The organism is Enterobacter cloacae complex sp. IR5412 (assembly GCF_049237385.1).
GTDB classification, from domain to species: domain Bacteria; phylum Pseudomonadota; class Gammaproteobacteria; order Enterobacterales; family Enterobacteriaceae; genus Enterobacter; species Enterobacter intestinihominis.
The window spans coordinates 58,078-75,357 of sequence record NZ_JBMKHQ010000008.1 but is presented as its reverse complement, the minus strand read 5'-3'; the positions used below and the strand labels follow the sequence as shown (position 1 = coordinate 75,357).

The following is a 17,280-nucleotide window of genomic DNA, read 5'->3' as shown; positions in this document are numbered from 1 at the left end:
AATTTGCACTCTGTCACAAAACATTCTCATCATTGGTGGAACTTTTCATAAATGGCTGGATGCCGCGCTGTTACTGGCTTGTCTGCATGGCGCGCGGTTGCGCTGAAACTGGTTTCAGAAAGAGATAATGACGGTGAAGTTAATTAACTTTGGGGAAAGTTGCTCTGGCTTAATAGTGTTGCAGGAAAGCCGCTGTACGTGAGAAATATTATTCTACGTAAGTAATCATTTCAGCGATGATTAATTTCCTCCGAAACTGCATTTCATTTCTTTGACGCTCTTCCGGGATCGCTTTTTCAGCGAAGCGCACACTTACACAGTGGCCTCGATCACACTTTTATGCTCATCCCCGCTACTCCTCCCTGCCTAATCCCCGACAGGAGGAGGAAGAGGCGCAATGAGCCAGGCACACTAGCGCCAAATGTGTTTTCTCTCTACAGGATGCCGATTCCCTATGTCACAGCCTACTTTCAACAAAGCTCAATTCCAGGCTGCCCTGACGCGTCAGTGGCAGCGTTTTGGCCTTCATGCTGCAAACGAGATGACGCCTCACCAGTGGTGGCAGGCGGTGAGCGGGGCGCTCGCAGAGCAGCTGGACGCTCAGCCCGCGACGAAGCCTGTGAAAGGCCAGCGTCACGTCAACTACATTTCGATGGAGTTCCTGATTGGCCGTCTGACGGGTAACAATCTGCTGAACCTTGGCTGGTATCAGGACGTCGGCGATGTGCTGAAAGAACACGACATCAACCTGACCGATCTGCTGGAAGAAGAGATTGATCCGGCGCTGGGTAACGGCGGTCTGGGACGTCTGGCAGCCTGCTTCCTGGATTCCATGGCAACCGTGGGCCAGTCGGCCATTGGCTATGGTCTGAACTACCAGTACGGTCTGTTCCGCCAGTCGTTCGTTGACGGCCACCAGATGGAAGCGCCGGACGACTGGCATCGTAATACTTACCCGTGGTTCCGCCACAACGCACAGCTGGATGTGCAGGTCGGGATTGGCGGGAAAGTCACGAAGCAGGGGCTCTGGGAACCAGCGTTCACCATTACCGGTGAAGCCTGGGACCTGCCGGTGCTCGGCTACCGTAACGGCGTGGCGCAGCCGCTGCGTCTGTGGCAGGCGAAGCACGCGCATCCATTCAACCTGACTAAATTCAATGACGGTGATTTCCTGCGCGCCGAGCAGCAGGGTATCGACGCCGAGAAGCTGACCAAAGTGCTCTACCCGAACGACAACCATCTGGCGGGTAAAAAGCTGCGCCTGATGCAGCAATACTTCCAGTGCGCCTGCTCCGTGGCGGACATTCTGCGCCGCCACCACCTGGCGGGCCGCAAGCTGGCGCAGCTGCCGGACTTCGAAGTTATTCAGCTCAACGACACGCACCCAACCATTGCCATCCCGGAACTTCTGCGCGTGCTGATCGACGAGCATCAGCTGAGCTGGGACGACGCCTGGGCCATCACCAGCCGCACCTTCGCCTACACCAACCACACCCTGATGCCGGAAGCGCTGGAGTGCTGGGATGAGAAGCTGGTGAAAACGCTGCTGCCGCGCCATATGCAGATCATCAATAAGATTAACGACCAGTTCAAAACGCTGGTGGAGAAAACCTGGCCGGGCGATAAGGCCGTTTGGGCGAAGCTGGCCGTGGTACACAACAAACAGGTGCGCATGGCGAACATGTGCGTGGTAAGCGGCTTTGCGGTGAACGGCGTGGCCGCGCTGCACTCGGATCTGGTGGTGAAAGACCTCTTCCCGGAATACCACCAGCTGTGGCCGACCAAATTCCACAACGTGACCAACGGCATTACGCCGCGTCGCTGGATCAAACAGTGCAACCCGCTGCTGGCCGGCCTGCTGGACAAGACCCTGAAGAAAGAGTGGGCCAACGATCTGGACCAGCTCATCAACCTGGAAAAATACGCTGACGACGCGAAGTTCCGCGAGCAGTACCGCGCCATTAAGCTGGAGAACAAGGTACGTCTGGCCGAGTTCGTGAAAATGCGTACCGGAATTGAAATTAACCCAAATGCGATTTTCGATATCCAGATCAAACGCCTGCACGAGTACAAACGTCAGCACCTGAACCTGCTGCACATTCTGGCGCTGTACAAAGAGATCCGCGAGAACCCTCAGGCCGACCGCGTCCCGCGCGTGTTCCTGTTCGGTGCGAAAGCGGCGCCGGGCTACTACCTGGCGAAAAACATTATCCTTGCCATTAATAAAGTGGCGGCGGCGATCAACAACGATCCGAAAGTGGGCGACAAGCTGAAGGTGGTGTTCCTGCCGGACTACTGCGTCTCTGCGGCTGAAATGCTGATCCCGGCGGCGGATATTTCCGAGCAGATCTCTACCGCCGGTAAAGAAGCGTCCGGCACCGGCAACATGAAGCTGGCCCTGAACGGCGCGCTGACCGTCGGCACGCTGGACGGTGCGAACGTCGAAATTGCCGAGAAGGTCGGCGAAGAGAACATCTTTATCTTCGGCCATACTGTTGAAGAAGTGAAAGCCATCAAAGCCAAAGGGTACGACCCGGTGAAATGGCGTAAAAAAGACAAAGTGCTGGATGCGGTGTTGAAAGAGCTGGAAAGCGGGAAGTACAGCGACGGCGACAAGCACGCGTTTGACCAGATGCTGCACAGCATGGACAAACAGGGCGGCGACCCGTACCTGGTGATGGCGGACTTCACCGCTTACGTTGAAGCGCAGAAGCAGGTCGACGTGCTGTATCGCGACCAGGATGCCTGGACCCGCGCGTGTATCCTGAACACCGCGCGCTGCGGTATGTTCAGCTCTGACCGCTCAATCCGTGATTATCAGGCTCGTATCTGGCAGGCAAAACGCTAAGGAAGCGCGATGGAGAGTAAACGTCTGGACAGTGCCGCGCAGGCGGCGGGAATTAGCCTCAGTTACATCAATGCGCACGGCAAACCGCAGTCTATTGGTGCGGACACCAAAAGACGTTTGCTGGATGCCATGCACAAAACCGACGCGAAAGCGTCGGGAGCGCCGGTGCCGAACGTGAAGGTCTTTACCGCGGGCAAAAAGATGCCGCTGGCGGTGGAAGGGCGCGGCGAGTTCAGCTGGCTGCTCACCACCGAAGAGGGGCATCAGCATAAAGGCCATGCCACCGGCGGCAAAACCCTCACCCTTCCGGCGAAGCTGCCGGAGGGCTATCACAGCCTGACGCTCACCCAGAATGACAGCCGCTTCCACTGTCGGGTGATCGTCGCGCCGAAGCGCTGCTATGAGCCGCAGGCGCTACTCGAAGGCAAAAAGCTGTGGGGCGCCTGTGTGCAGCTTTACACCTTGCGTTCAGACAGCAACTGGGGCATTGGCGATTTTGGCGACCTGAAAAAGATGCTGGCATCTGTTGGTGAGCGCGGCGGGGCATTTATCGGTCTCAACCCGATCCACGCCCTCTATCCGGCGAATCCGGAAAGCGCCAGCCCGTACAGCCCGTCTTCCCGCCGCTGGCTGAACGTGATCTACATCGACGTTAACGCGTTAGACGATTTCAAAAACAGCAAAGAGGCGCAGGCGTGGTGGAAGCTTGAGACCACCCAACAGATGCTGAAACAGGCCCGCGATGCGGACTGGGTCGATTATGCCTCCGTGACCGCGCTGAAAATGGCGGCGCTGCGTCTGGCCTGGAAGGGCTTTGCGAAGCGTGACGACGAGCAGATGGCAGCCTTCCGCCAGTTTGTGATGCAGGAAGGCGAGAGCCTTTACTGGCAGGCTGCGTTTGATGCGCTGCATGCGTATCAGGTCCAGGAGGATGAGATGCGCTGGGGCTGGCCGGTGTGGCCGGAAGCGTATCAGTCCGTGGACACCCCGGAAGTGAAGGCGTTCTGTGAGACGCATGCCGACGAGGTGGATTTCTATCTCTGGTTGCAGTGGCTTGCGTACAGCCAGTTTGCTGCCTGCTGGCAGGTGAGCCAGGGCTATAACATGCCGATCGGTCTGTATCGCGATCTGGCCGTCGGCGTGGCGGAAGGTGGGGCGGAGACCTGGTGTGACCGTGAACTTTACTGTCTGAAAGCCTCCGTCGGTGCGCCGCCGGATATTCTGGGCCCGCTTGGTCAGAACTGGGGCTTGCCGCCGATGGATCCACACGTGATGGCGGCGCGTGCCTACGAGCCGTTTATCGATCTGCTGCGCGCTAACATGCAGAACTGCGGCGCGTTGCGTATCGACCATGTGATGTCCGTGCTGCGTCTGTGGTGGATCCCGTACGGTGAAACGGCCGATCACGGGGCGTACGTGCAGTATCCGGTGGACGATCTGCTCTCAATCCTCGCGCTGGAGAGTAAACGTCATCAGTGCATGGTGATTGGCGAAGATCTCGGTACCGTGCCGGTTGAGATTGTCAGCAAGCTCCGCGACAGCGGGGTTTACTCCTACAAAGTGCTCTATTTTGAAAACGACCATGAGAAAACCTTCCGCGCGCCGAAAGCGTACCCTGAACAGTCAATGGCAGTCGCGACGACGCATGATCTTCCTACGCTCAGAGGCTACTGGGAAAGCGGCGACCTGACGCTCGGCAAAACGCTGGGTCTCTACCCGGATGAAGAGGTTCTGCGTGGGTTGTATCAGGATCGCGAGCTGGCGAAACAGGGGCTGCTGGATGCGCTGCATAAGCATGGCTGTCTGCCGAAGCGCGCCGGGCATAAGGCGGCGCTGATGTCGATGACGCCAACGCTTAACCGTGGCTTACAGCGCTATATTGCCGACAGCAACAGCGCGTTGCTCGGTCTGCAACCGGAAGACTGGATTGATATGGCGGAGCCGGTAAACATTCCCGGCACCAGCTATCAGTACAAAAACTGGCGTCGCAAGCTGTCCACTACGCTTGAAGCGATGTTCGCCGATGACGGGGTGAACAGGCTGATTAAGGATTTGGATAAACGGCGAAAAGCAGCCGCGAAGAAATAATAAAAAACCCGCCAGTGGCGGGTTTTTTATTGCCCGGTGGCGCTAACGCTTACCGGGCCTACAGGTATCGAGTAGGTCGGGTAAGGCGTAGCCGCCACCCGACTCATGGCATTAAATCACCATATTCAACAGCAGCACCCCGACCAGACCGCACACCGAAATAATGGTTTCCAGCGCGGACCAGGACTTGATGGTTTCACCGATGGTCAGGTTGAAGTACTCCTTGAACAGCCAGAAGCCCGGATCGTTCACGTGGGAGAAAATCACGCTGCCCGAACCGACCGCGATAACCATCAGCTCAGGGCTTACGCCCGTGGTCGCAATCAGCGGCGCAACGATACCACCCGCGGTAATCGCCGCAACGGTTGCAGAGCCCAGCGCGATACGCAGCACCGCGGCAATAGACCATGCCATCAGGAGCGGCGATACGTTGGTTTCATGCATCATGGCAGCAATGTATTTATCCACGCCACTGTCGACCAGCACCTGCTTAAACGCGCCGCCACCGCCGATGATCAGCAGCATCATGGCAATGATTTTGATGGAAGAGGTCAGCGTGTCGTTGATCTGATCCATGGAACGACCACGGTTAAGACCGAAGGTGAACATGGCGATCAGGACCGCAATCAGCGTTGCCATCACCGGGTCGCCCAGGAACTCCGCAACGGACAGGAACGCGTGACCTTTCGGCAGAACCATCTCTGCTACGGCACGCATTGCCATCAGGATCACCGGCACCAGAGAGGTCCAGACGCTGACGCCAAAGCCAGGCATCTCTGCATCTGTGAAGGTTTTGGCGCTGTACAGGCCTTCCGGGATGGGCTTATCAATGCCTTTCAGGAAGCGCGCATAAACAGGACCGGCCAGGATAACCGTTGGGATCGCCAGAATCGTACCGAACAGCAGGGTTTTACCCATGTCGGCGTGGAAGATGGTGGCGATAGCCGTTGGACCCGGATGCGGCGGCAGGAAGCCGTGGGTGACGGACAGCGCCGCAGCCATCGGTACGCCTACGAACAGCAGCGGGATGTTGGCGGCAGCGGCGATGGTGAACACCAGCGGCAGCATCAGGACGAAGCCCACTTCATAGAACAGTGCGAAACCGACGGTAAAACCGGTTAACACCACCGCCCACTGGATGTGCTGCTTGCCAAATTTATCGATAAGGGTAGTGGCAATACGCTGCGCGCCACCGCAGTCCGCGAGCATTTTACCGAGCATGGCGCCGAAGCCCATGATCAGCGCCAGGCTGCCGAGCGTACCGCCGACACCGGCTTTAATGGAGCTGATAACTTTAACCAGCGGCATTCCCTGCATCAGACCGACTGCAAGTGCCACCAGAACCAGAGCGATAAATCCGTTCATTTTGAAGCGGATCATCAAGAGCAGTAATAACACAACACCGATAGCGACGATGACTAATGGCATGATTGACCTGGCCTTTGAATTGTTATGGGTAACGTCATTGTTTCAACGACAAATTCCGGTTGTCCCAACTGGGAACAGAGTATTAACGGCACTCATACTAATGCCTGCGAAAACGATAAGTTTAGTCGGCTGTTATAAGGGTGTTGAGTGCCCATGGGAATGATACGGGTAACATGACGTGATTGAGAATCACCCAGGGAGGCAAAATTTGAATTATGAGACGCAGGTCAACATATAGAGGGGGAGGCAAGAAAAAGCAGGCCCGGTAAGCGCAGCGCCACCGGGCAATACAGACGGGCACTGAATTAGTAGTAAGAGTGCTCGCCGCGCTGGTGTTCGGTCAGATCGCGCACGCCTTTCAGTTCCGGGAATTCGTTCAGCAGCTGCTTCTCGATCCCTTCTTTCAGGGTTACATCGACCATGGAGCAGCCGTTACAGCCGCCGCCGAATTGCAGGATCGCCAGACCATCTTCGGTGATTTCCATCAGGGAAACACGTCCACCGTGGCCGGCCAGCTGCGGGTTGATCTGCGATTGCAGCAGATATTCCACACGCTCCATCAGCGGGGCATCGTCAGAGACTTTACGCATCTTCGCGTTTGGCGCCTTCAGCGTCAGCTGAGAACCCAGCTGGTCGGTGACGAAATCAATCTCCGCATCTTCAAGATACGGCGCGCTCAGCTCATCAACGTATGCGGTGAGCTGTTCAAATTTAAGGGCAGTGTCAGTTGCTTCCACAGCATCCGGAGGACAATAAGAGACACCACATTCTGCATTCGGAGTGCCTGGATTGATCACAAACACGCGGATCTGCGTCCCTTCTTCCTGATTTGCCAGCAGTTTGGCAAAGTGCGCTTGTGCAGAATCGGAAATACGGATCATAGCTTTGGCCTAATAGTTGACTAAATTACCTGGGTATAATCATACGCCCATTGAAGAAGGGCTACAAGGTACGGCACAGACACCATACCTGAACTGACGCGGCGCCGCTTTGCAAAAGCAGTCGGGAAAGTTCAGCCACGGTACTGCCCGTGGTGACGACATCATCCACAATCGCGATATGGAGACCGTTGACCGGCAATTCAAGGCGAAAGGCGTTTTTCAGGTTTCTTTGGCGCGACCGGGCGTTGAGCCGGTGCTGAACGGCAGTGGCATGAATACGTTTCAGTGCAGAGGCGGGGTACCGGCAACCCAGCCAGCGGGCGAGCGGACGGCACAGCAGGTCGCTCTGATTGTATCCCCGCCGCCAGTGCCGACGCTGAAAGAGTGGCACGTTCACGAGCGTGTCGACCGACGGTAGCCCACGCGTTCTTCGCGCCTGCAATACCGCCAGTAATAACAGGCGTGCCAGTGGCTGCGCCAGCGCGAACTGGCTGGAAAACTTAAACTGATGAACCAGACGACTCAGCGGCAAAACGTAATCATCCACCGCCACCAGCGCGCTCCACGGCGGCACTTTTTTCAGGCATCGACCACAGGGGAGCGTCTGGCTTACGGCAGGCAAGCCGCATTGCGGACAGCCCTTCAGGTAACCCAGCGCTCCCGTGCAAACGGAACAGACGCCCCACGCGCTCAGCGCAAGTGGCATTCGGCATAGCCAGCACAAGCCGGGCACTGTTAGCATACGCAACCTCCATGTGAAAAAAGAGAACGTTAACTGATGAAGACGCTGTGGTGGCAGACCGTTGGGACGGGAAATTGTCATCTTGTGCTGCTGCACGGATGGGGACTGAACGCCGAAGTGTGGCGTTGCATAAGTGAGGAACTGGCCTCGCAATTTACGGTACACCTGGTGGATCTGCCGGGGTATGGCCGTAGCCACGGCTACGGCGCGATGACGCTCGAGGACATGGCGGAGCAGGTTCTGGAAGCGGCGCCGCAAAAAGCCGTCTGGCTCGGCTGGAGCCTGGGCGGGCTGGTGGCAAGCCAGATTGCGCTGCGCCATCCTGAGCGGGTCCAGGCGCTGATCACCGTTGCCTCATCACCCTGTTTCAGCGCCCGCGAGGCGTGGCCGGGCATCAAACCTGAGGTGCTGGCCGGGTTCCAGCACCAGTTGAGCGAAGATTTCCAGCGGACGGTGGAGCGTTTCCTGGCGTTGCAGACGATGGGAACAGAAACCGCCCGTCAGGACGCGCGAATGCTGAAGCAGACGGTGCTTTCCCTGCCGATGCCGGAGGTTGAGGTGCTGAACGGTGGACTGGAGATCCTGAAAACGGCCGATTTGCGTGAGCCGCTGGCGTCACTGACGGTGCCGCATCTGCGTATTTATGGCTATCTGGATGGGCTGGTCCCGCGCAAGGTGGTTCCGCTGCTGGATGCGCTGTGGCCGGAGAGTGAATCAATGGTGGTTGCCAAAGCGGCACATGCGCCGTTCATCTCTCATCCTGCTGAGTTTTGTTCGGCGCTGTCCAATTTTATCAGCGAAGCGCCCACCACTCCCTGAGGCAGGCTTTACCTTCCGGACAACTTTTACAACTGCCGGACAGACAACTGTCCGGCTCTTCCTGAATGCGCACGGCTTTCCCCATCGCCTCCAGCCGTTCCAGCATGGCATCGATCATCGGCTGCGGCGTATGCAGGCTGAGGCTGAGCTGCTTCGCCTCCATTCGTCCCTGTAACGCCAGTAAGTCACGGACCTGAATCAACGATGCCATCTTTTTTCCCCTCAGTGACAGTCGCCCGCAGGGCTACTACAGCAGGTCGTTGGGTTTTTGCGCGTTGCCAGCAGGTTAACGTCAACGCGGCTACGTGCCCGGCGCAGCAGGCCAATCACCATCACGTTAAACAGGATCACCGCGAGGATACAGACCAGGCTGTAGCGCGGATGCTGGCTGTAATTGACGGTTTGATAAAACACGGTCGCCAGCGAGTAGGCAATGTTCAGCCCCCACAGAATGGAGAAGCCCATCCAGCCGCGGCTGGACTCACGGGCAATGGCGCCCATGACCGAGATGCACGGAATATAGAGCAGGACGAAGATCAGGTAGCTGTAGGCCGCCGACGCGCTGCCAAATTTCTGGCCCATCACGCCCATTGCTCCGGTCGCCATTACGCCGTCGCCTTTGCTGGCTTCAATCGGGTTCGCCAGCACGCTCAGGCTGAAGGTGTCTTTCAGGCTCTGCCAGGTCTCTTCTACTGCACCCAGAAGTTCGTCACCGAGGCTGAACTCTGCCGGGTTGAACTCCTCTTCCTGGATGTTTTCCGCGGTGTAGAGCGTGTTCAGGGTGCCGACAACCACCTCTTTTGCCATCGCGCCGGTGAACAGGCCCACGGTTGCCTGCCAGTTGTCTTCCTGTACGCCAATCGGTTTGAAGACCGGCGTAATGATCCGGCTGACGGAGGCAAGGGCAGAGTCATTAATGTTGTCCGCTGCCTGGCCGCTCAGGGTGAAGCTGTTCAGGGCGCTCAGGAAAATGCTGACCACTACAATCACCTTACCGGCGCGCAGAACAAAGCCCTTCAGGCGCTGCCAGGTTTGAATAATCAGGCTTTTCAGGTGCGGAACGTGATAAACCGGCAGTTCCATCACGAACGGCGACGCTTCGCCACGCATGATGGTGTGCTTCAGCATCAGGCCGGTGAGAATAGCCATCACGATACCCAGCACATACAGGGAGAAGACGGCCAGCGCCCCTTCCTGACCAAAGAACGCCGCGGCAAAGACCGCGAAGATCGCCAGACGTGCGCCGCAGGACATGAACGGCGCCATCATGATGGTCATCAGGCGTTCGCGCGGTGCGTCCAGCGTACGCGCGCCCATGACTGACGGCACGTTACAGCCAAAACCGACAATCAGCGGCACGAAGGATTTCCCCGGCAGCCCCAGCGCCTGCATCAGGCGGTCCATCACGAAGGCGGCGCGTGCCATGTAACCGGAATCCTCAAGGAAGGAGAGGAACAGGTACATCATGCCGATCTGCGGTACCAGCGGCAGGACGGTGTTGATCCCGCCGCCGATCCCCTGCGCAAGGAAGATGGTCAACCATTCCGGGAAGTGGAGGGTGTAGCCCAGCCACTGAATACCGTGCACGAAGATAGCGACAGAGCCGCCATCAAAGATGGGTTGTAATGCACCGCCGATGTTTATAGCGAGTAGGAACATTACGTACATCACCAGTAAAAAGATTGGCAAACCGAGGAAGCGGTTGAGCACAATCTTATCCACGGCGGCGGTGAAGCGGCTGGGTTCAGCGGTTAATGCATTGCTGACCACGTCACAGATAGCGGCGATGGCCTGATAGCGCGCATCCGCAATATGCAGGGCCGGGTCGTCGAGCTCGTCGCTCAGGCGAGCCTGTGCAACGCTCAGTTTATCCGCCGCATCGCCTGCGTAGGCGCGGCTGTATATATCGCCTTCCAGCATTTGCAGGCCAAGCCACAGGCGCTGTCTGGCGGGCATGGCGTTGTCCATCTCCTGCGCCAGCTGCCCGGCCTCGCGCAGCAGCGGCTGGGCGTAGTGCACCAGTTCGACGTCGGCATTGCCCGTGTGGCGGTCAATTGCCAGCTTCAGGGCGTCAATGCCGCGCGCGCGGGTAGAAACCAGCGGAACCACCGGGCAGCCCAGACGGGCGGAGAGGGCGTCGACGTCGATGCGCAGCTTTTGCTTCTCGGCGATGTCGAGCATGTTAAGCGCTACGATGCAGGGGATCCCCAGCTCCAGCAGCTGTAGCGTGAGGTACAGATTTCGTTCGAGATTGGAGGCATCCACCACATTGATGAGCAGATCCGCGTCGCCGCTCAGAATATAGTGGCAGGCAATTTGCTCATCGAGAGAGGTCTGAGATGAAATTGTGGTGAGTGAATAGGTCCCCGGTAAATCAACCAGCGTGACCTGATTATCTGTCGTGGTGAACTGGCCTTCTTTGCGTTCAACCGTTACGCCTGCCCAATTTCCCACACGCTGGCGTGCGCCGGTTAACTGATTAAATAAGGTTGTCTTGCCGGAATTAGGATTGCCAATTAAGCCAATAGTTAATTTTTTCATTGTTTTAGACTCACTGAAACCGCTGGCTTGTTAACGGGATAAAGATTCAACTTCAATTAATGCGAGGTCTTTTTTACGCAGAACCAGATTAACGCGTCGGGTTTCGATATGAACAGGATCGCCCAACGGCGCCACGCGCACCACCTGGAATGATGAGCCGGGTAGCATGCCCAGTGACAGTAGCTTCTGCCGATAGGCCGGGCTTATCTCACGGGTAAAACCGATAATTTTCCACGCACTTTCTGGAGTGAATTGCATAGCGCCTGATTCCACGAGAGGTTAAATAATCAACACTGCGATGATAATGAGAATAGTTTTTATCAGCAATAATAAAAATGTGACGGGATGTTGTTAATCGTATTAATTTGCGGTCTGCTTGACCTTGCTCAAGATTTGCGGGAATACCCGGGAAGGAATAAAAAGCGTATTTGTTAATGGAGTGATAAGTAGCGGTTTAAATATGGATATGCAATCGGTTTCATATTTTACGATATAATTTTTCCCCTCACCCCGGCCCTCTCCCCAAAGGGGCGAGGGTGTTCAAGTTCCCTCTCCCCTTTGGGGAGAGGGTTAGGGTGAGGGGCATTTACAGGATTAGCGTTTCTTACCCATCGCCGCTGCCAGAGCATCCATCATCGCGCTGTTGCCTGCTGGCTGTGCGTCACGTCCGCGTGGCTTCGCGGCTTTCGCTGCCGGACGCTGCTGTTCACGGCCACCGCCATTACCGCCACGGCGCGCGTTAGTGTCGCCCGGCTGCTCGTCCAGACGCATGGTCAGGGCGATACGCTTACGCTGAAGATCCACTTCCAGCACTTTCACCTTCACGATGTCGCCCGCTTTGACCACGGTGTGCGGATCTTCAACGAACTTGTCGGCGAGGGAAGAGATATGCACCAGACCGTCCTGATGCACGCCGATATCCACAAACGCGCCAAAGTTGGTGACGTTGGTTACCGCCCCTTCCAGCACCATGCCCGGCAGCAGGTCGTTCATGGTTTCCACGCCGTCAGCAAAGGTCGCGGTTTTAAACTCAGGACGCGGATCGCGGCCCGGTTTTTCCAGCTCTTTGATGATGTCAGTGACCGTCGGCACGCCGAACTGTTCGTCGGTAAAATCCACCGCTTTCAGGTTACGCAGCGCGCTGCTGTCGCCCATCAGGTCTTTCAGCGCCTGCTGGGTGGCGGCCAGGATACGCTCGACAACCGGATAGGCTTCCGGGTGAACGGTAGAGGCATCCAGCGGGTTATCGCCGTGGTTGATGCGCAGGAAGCCCGCGCACTGCTCAAAAGCTTTCGGCCCCAGACGGCTCACCTTCAGCAGCTGCTGGCGGTTCTGGAACTGACCGTTCTCATCACGCCAGGCGACGATATTCTGCGCCATCATACGGGTCAGGCCTGCTACGCGGGTCAGCAGCGGAACGGAAGCGGTGTTCAGGTCCACGCCGACGGCGTTAACGCAGTCTTCCACCACCGCATCCAGCTTGCGCGCCAGTTGCGTCTGGCTCACGTCGTGCTGATACTGGCCCACGCCGATGGATTTCGGGTCAATTTTCACCAGCTCCGCCAGCGGATCCTGCAAACGACGGGCGATAGAGACCGCACCGCGCAAGGAAACGTCCAGTTCCGGGAACTCCTGCGCTGCCAGCTCAGAGGCGGAATAGACAGATGCCCCCGCTTCGCTGACGATCACTTTCTGCGCCGTCACTTTCGGGAACTGCTTCTGCACGTCGAGATAAAAACGTTCGGTTTCGCGGGACGCCGTACCGTTACCGATGGCAACCAGCTCAACGTTGTACTTCTCGCACAGCGCGGCGACCACGACAGCCGCTTTCGCTGCCTGACCGGTGTGCGGGTAAATGGTGTCGGTGGCAACCAGCTTGCCGGTGCCGTCAACCACGGCCACCTTCACGCCGGTGCGCAGACCCGGATCGAGACCCATGGTGGCGCGCAGGCCAGCCGGCGCAGCCATCAGCAGGTCGTGCAGGTTACGGGCGAAGACGTTGATCGCTTCGTCTTCGGCGCGCTCGCGCACGGTGCCCATCAGCTCGGTTTCGAGGTGCATGAGCACCTTGATGCGCCAGGTCCAGCTCACCACGCCTTTGCGCCAGCTGTCCGCCGGGGCGTTGTTCAGGCGCAGACCGAGGTGATCCATAATGATCTGCTCACAGTGGCTCTCTTTAGGCGGCTCGTCAAACTGCGGATCGGCATTCAGGGAGAGTTGCAGCACGCCTTCGTTACGACCGCGGAACATCGCCAGCGCGCGGTGAGACGGCGCGGTAGAAATGGGTTCGTGGTGATCGAAGTAGTCGCGGAATTTCGCGCCTTCGTCCTCTTTGCCGGACACCACGGTGGAGACGATATGGGCGTTCTTCCACAGGTAATCACGCACTTTGGCCAGCAGCGCCGCGTCTTCGGCGAAGCGCTCCATCAGAATGTAGCGAGCGCCGTCCAGCGCGGCTTTGGTGTCCGCTACGCCTTTTTCGGCGTCGATAAATCTGGCGGCTTCGGTTTCCGGATCGTGAGACGGCTCGTTCCACAGCAGGTCGGCCAGCGGCTCAAGGCCGGCTTCGATCGCAATCTGCCCGCGCGTGCGGCGCTTCGGTTTGTACGGCAGATAGAGATCTTCAAGTTCGGTTTTGCTCAGGGTACCGTTAATGGCTTTTTCCAGGTCACTGGTCAGCTTTCCCTGCTCGCCGATAGATTTGAGGATCGCCTGACGTCGGTCTTCCAGCTCGCGCAGATAGCCCAGACGGGTCTCAAGGTTACGCAGCTGCGTGTCATCCAGACCGCCGGTGACTTCCTTACGATAACGTGCAATAAACGGCACGGTGTTCCCTTCATCAAGCAGACGAACGGCAGCTTCTACCTGTTCGGCTCTGGCCTGAATATCACCCGCAATAATGCGGCAGAGCGACTCTTTCATCATGGTCATTTCATCTTGTGGATCGAAAATCAGGGGGATAGTTATACGGGCTGACACCAAAAAATGCCAGCCGGGGAGGGCGCTCTCGGACTATTTAACATACTCGATTTCGTTGACGTACCAGCTTGCTTCACCCGCGGGCGTCTGGACAACGGCTAAATCGCCCACCTCTTTTTTCAGCAGGGCGCGGGCCATGGGTGAATCGATAGAAATGTAATCCTTACGACCGAAAATTTCATCATAGCCAACGATACGAAAACGCAGGGTGTCGCCGTTGTCGTTTTCAATTTCGACCCACGCGCCGAAAAACACTTTACCTTCCTGCTGCGGGGAGTAATCGACAATTTTGAGATTCTCGAGGCACTTCGTCAGGTAGCGTACCCGGCGATCGATTTCGCGCAGTCGCTTTTTATTGTACTGATAGTCCGCATTCTCGCTGCGGTCGCCCAGACTTGCGGCCCAGGTGACTTTTTTGGTCACTTCCGGACGCTCTTCGCGCCACAGGTAATCCATCTCTTTTTTGAGTTTCTCGTACCCTTCACGGGTGATCAGAGGCGTTTTCATGGTGCTGCCTTTAATGCCGGTTAACTGTCTTTGCGCACAATACGTAGCGCACAGTGTAACAGACAAGATTAATAATGATTTATGTGATGAAATGAACAGATAAGCTGCTGTTAAATATGCTTTGTAACAATTTCGTCTAGAATTTATACCAGAATTTGCTGGTCGAACCCGTGCACTTTTTTAGAATACGCTGTTCCAGGCTTATCCGAACCTTTGGGAGTACACACAATGCAAGAGAACTACAAAATTCTGGTCGTAGATGACGACATGCGCCTGCGTGCGCTGCTGGAACGTTATCTGACCGAGCAGGGCTTCCAGGTTCGTAGCGTCGCGAACGCGGAACAGATGGATCGTCTGCTGACGCGTGAATCCTTCCACCTGATGGTGTTGGACCTGATGCTGCCTGGCGAAGATGGGCTCTCTATTTGCCGTCGTCTGCGTAGCCAGAGCAACCCGATGCCAATCATCATGGTGACGGCGAAGGGTGAAGAAGTTGACCGTATCGTCGGCCTTGAGATTGGCGCTGATGACTACATTCCTAAGCCGTTCAACCCGCGTGAACTGCTGGCGCGTATTCGCGCCGTGCTGCGTCGTCAGGCGAACGAGCTGCCGGGCGCGCCGTCTCAGGAAGAGGCCGTCATTGCATTCGGTAAGTTCAAGCTGAACCTCGGCACCCGTGAAATGTTCCGTGAAGATGAGCCAATGCCGCTCACCAGCGGCGAGTTTGCGGTACTGAAAGCGCTGGTCAGCCACCCGCGTGAACCGCTTTCACGTGACAAGCTGATGAACCTGGCGCGCGGCCGTGAATACTCCGCAATGGAACGTTCTATCGACGTGCAGATCTCTCGTCTGCGCCGCATGGTGGAAGAAGATCCGGCGCATCCTCGTTATATTCAGACCGTGTGGGGTCTGGGCTACGTGTTTGTCCCGGACGGCTCTAAAGCATGAGGCGAATGCGCTTCTCGCCGCGAAGTTCGTTTGCCCGCACGCTGTTATTGATCGTCACCCTGCTGTTTGTCAGCCTGGTGACGACCTACCTGGTGGTGCTGAACTTTGCGATCCTGCCGAGCCTTCAGCAGTTTAATAAGGTGCTGGCATACGAAGTGCGTATGCTGATGACCGACAAACTGCAACTGGAGGACGGCACGCAGTTGGTTGTTCCCCCGGCATTCCGTCGGGAAATCTACCGTGAGTTGGGCATTTCTCTCTATTCGAACGAAGCGGCGGAAGATGCCGGCCTGCGCTGGGCGCAGCACTATGAATTCCTTAGCCAGCAGATGGCGCAGCAGCTTGGCGGCCCGACGGAAGTGCGCGTTGAGGTCAATAAAAGCTCGCCGGTTGTCTGGCTGAAAACCTGGCTGTCACCCAACATCTGGGTGCGTGTTCCGCTCACCGAGATTCATCAGGGCGACTTCTCACCGCTGTTCCGATACACCCTGGCGATCATGCTGCTGGCCATCGGTGGCGCATGGCTGTTTATTCGTATCCAGAACCGACCGCTGGTCGACCTGGAGCATGCGGCATTGCAGGTTGGTAAAGGTATTATCCCACCGCCGCTGCGCGAGTATGGCGCATCGGAAGTGCGCTCGGTAACGCGTGCTTTTAACCACATGGCGGCAGGCGTTAAACAGCTGGCTGACGACCGTACGCTGCTGATGGCGGGGGTTAGCCATGACCTTCGCACCCCGCTGACACGTATCCGGCTGGCAACAGAGATGATGGGCGAGCAGGATGGTTATCTTGCAGAGTCCATCAACAAGGATATCGAAGAGTGTAACGCCATCATCGAGCAGTTTATCGACTACCTGCGTACCGGGCAGGAGATGCCGATGGAGATGGCGGATCTGAACGCGGTTCTGGGCGAAGTTGTTGCCGCCGAAAGCGGCTACGAACGTGAAATTGCGACCGACCTTCAGGCGGGCGAGATTCAGGTACGTATGCACCCGCTCTCCATCAAACGCGCGGTAGCGAATATGGTGGTCAACGCGGCGCGCTACGGCAACGGTTGGATCAAAGTCAGCAGCGGTACGGAACTCAACCGCGCCTGGTTCCAGGTGGAAGACGATGGCCCGGGCATCAAGCCTGAGCAGCGTAAGCACCTGTTCCAGCCGTTTGTGCGCGGCGACAGCGCGCGCAGCACCAGCGGAACCGGCTTAGGCCTGGCGATTGTGCAGCGTATTGTTGATAACCATAACGGACTGCTGGAAATTGGCACCAGCGAACGGGGTGGTTTGAGCATTCGCGCATGGTTACCGGTGCCGGTTTTACGGGGGCAGGTGAAAGAGAGTTAAAAAAGGGTGGGGCCTGATGCCCTCACCCCGGCCCTCTCCCACGGGGCTGAGGGTTCCCCACAAATTAATGCGAGCACTGAGCAATCCCCTCGCCCCTCCGGGGAGAGGGTTAGGGTGAGGGAAATATACGGCGGTGGTGGTCATTCCGTTCACTTA

The 17,280-nt window shown here is 57.2% G+C and carries 13 protein-coding genes; 5 read left to right on the top strand and 8 right to left on the bottom strand.

The window, feature by feature from the left end:
• Positions 1–454: 454 nt before the first annotated feature.
• Both malP and malQ read left to right on the top strand, forming a co-directional pair.
• Complete coding sequence (gene malP, locus ACOTX2_RS15495) at positions 455–2,848, top strand: maltodextrin phosphorylase (protein ID WP_063148126.1); 2,394 nt, start codon at positions 455–457, stop codon at positions 2,846–2,848.
• A gap of 9 nt (positions 2,849–2,857) precedes the next feature.
• Entirely contained in the window at positions 2,858–4,936 is a 2,079-nt protein-coding gene (malQ, locus tag ACOTX2_RS15490) for a 4-alpha-glucanotransferase (RefSeq protein WP_045622173.1), read from the top strand.
• A 111-nt stretch (positions 4,937–5,047) separates the two neighbouring features.
• Here malQ and gntT read toward each other — a convergent pair whose 3' ends face one another.
• The 3 genes from gntT to gntX all read right to left on the bottom strand — a co-directional run bounded on the left by gntT (position 5,048) and on the right by gntX (position 7,987).
• A complete protein-coding gene (gene gntT / locus ACOTX2_RS15485) occupies positions 5,048–6,364 on the bottom strand; it encodes a gluconate transporter (RefSeq protein WP_023298788.1) in 1,317 nt (438 codons plus the stop codon).
• Positions 6,365–6,669: 305 nt separating this feature from the next.
• Entirely contained in the window at positions 6,670–7,245 is a 576-nt protein-coding gene (gene nfuA, locus ACOTX2_RS15480; protein ID WP_003861601.1) for a Fe-S biogenesis protein NfuA, read from the bottom strand.
• Between the two features lie 61 nt (positions 7,246–7,306).
• Complete coding sequence (gntX, locus tag ACOTX2_RS15475; RefSeq protein WP_063138082.1) at positions 7,307–7,987, bottom strand: DNA utilization protein GntX; 681 nt, start codon at positions 7,985–7,987, stop codon at positions 7,307–7,309.
• 36 nt (positions 7,988–8,023) lie between these two features.
• Between gntX and bioH the strand changes: the two genes are divergently transcribed.
• Positions 8,024–8,806 carry a pimeloyl-ACP methyl ester esterase BioH gene (gene bioH / locus ACOTX2_RS15470; protein WP_063843865.1) on the top strand — a complete coding sequence of 261 codons (783 nt, stop codon included), beginning with the start codon at positions 8,024–8,026 and terminating at the stop codon, positions 8,804–8,806.
• On the opposite strand, the gene feoC is transcribed toward bioH, so the two are convergent.
• The 5 genes from feoC to greB form a co-directional block, all read right to left on the bottom strand.
• Positions 8,781–9,017 (bottom strand): [Fe-S]-dependent transcriptional repressor FeoC, encoded by a 237-nt coding sequence (gene feoC, locus ACOTX2_RS15465; RefSeq protein WP_063138080.1) that lies wholly within the window; start codon positions 9,015–9,017, stop codon positions 8,781–8,783. The two genes, bioH and feoC, sit on opposite strands and share 26 nt — an antisense overlap.
• 11 nt (positions 9,018–9,028) lie before the next feature.
• Positions 9,029–11,347 (bottom strand): Fe(2+) transporter permease subunit FeoB, encoded by a 2,319-nt coding sequence (gene feoB, locus ACOTX2_RS15460; RefSeq protein WP_063138079.1) that lies wholly within the window; start codon positions 11,345–11,347, stop codon positions 9,029–9,031.
• Positions 11,348–11,377: 30 nt separating this feature from the next.
• Positions 11,378–11,605 carry a ferrous iron transporter A gene (gene feoA / locus ACOTX2_RS15455; RefSeq protein ID WP_022649633.1) on the bottom strand — a complete coding sequence of 76 codons (228 nt, stop codon included), beginning with the start codon at positions 11,603–11,605 and terminating at the stop codon, positions 11,378–11,380.
• Between the two features lie 336 nt (positions 11,606–11,941).
• Positions 11,942–14,272, bottom strand: coding sequence for a Tex family protein (locus tag ACOTX2_RS15450; protein ID WP_046620723.1), 2,331 nt, complete (start codon positions 14,270–14,272; stop codon positions 11,942–11,944).
• Between the two features lie 87 nt (positions 14,273–14,359).
• Positions 14,360–14,833 (bottom strand): transcription elongation factor GreB, encoded by a 474-nt coding sequence (gene greB, locus ACOTX2_RS15445; protein ID WP_022649631.1) that lies wholly within the window; start codon positions 14,831–14,833, stop codon positions 14,360–14,362.
• Between the two features lie 228 nt (positions 14,834–15,061).
• Between greB and ompR the strand changes: the two genes are divergently transcribed.
• On the top strand, positions 15,062–15,781 hold the full coding sequence (gene ompR / locus ACOTX2_RS15440) for a two-component system response regulator OmpR (RefSeq protein WP_001157751.1): 720 nt from the start codon (positions 15,062–15,064) through the stop codon (positions 15,779–15,781).
• Entirely contained in the window at positions 15,778–17,124 is a 1,347-nt protein-coding gene (gene envZ, locus ACOTX2_RS15435) for a two-component system sensor histidine kinase EnvZ (RefSeq protein ID WP_003861615.1), read from the top strand. Before ompR ends, envZ begins: the two co-directional genes overlap by 4 nt.
• Positions 17,125–17,280 lie beyond the last annotated feature (156 nt).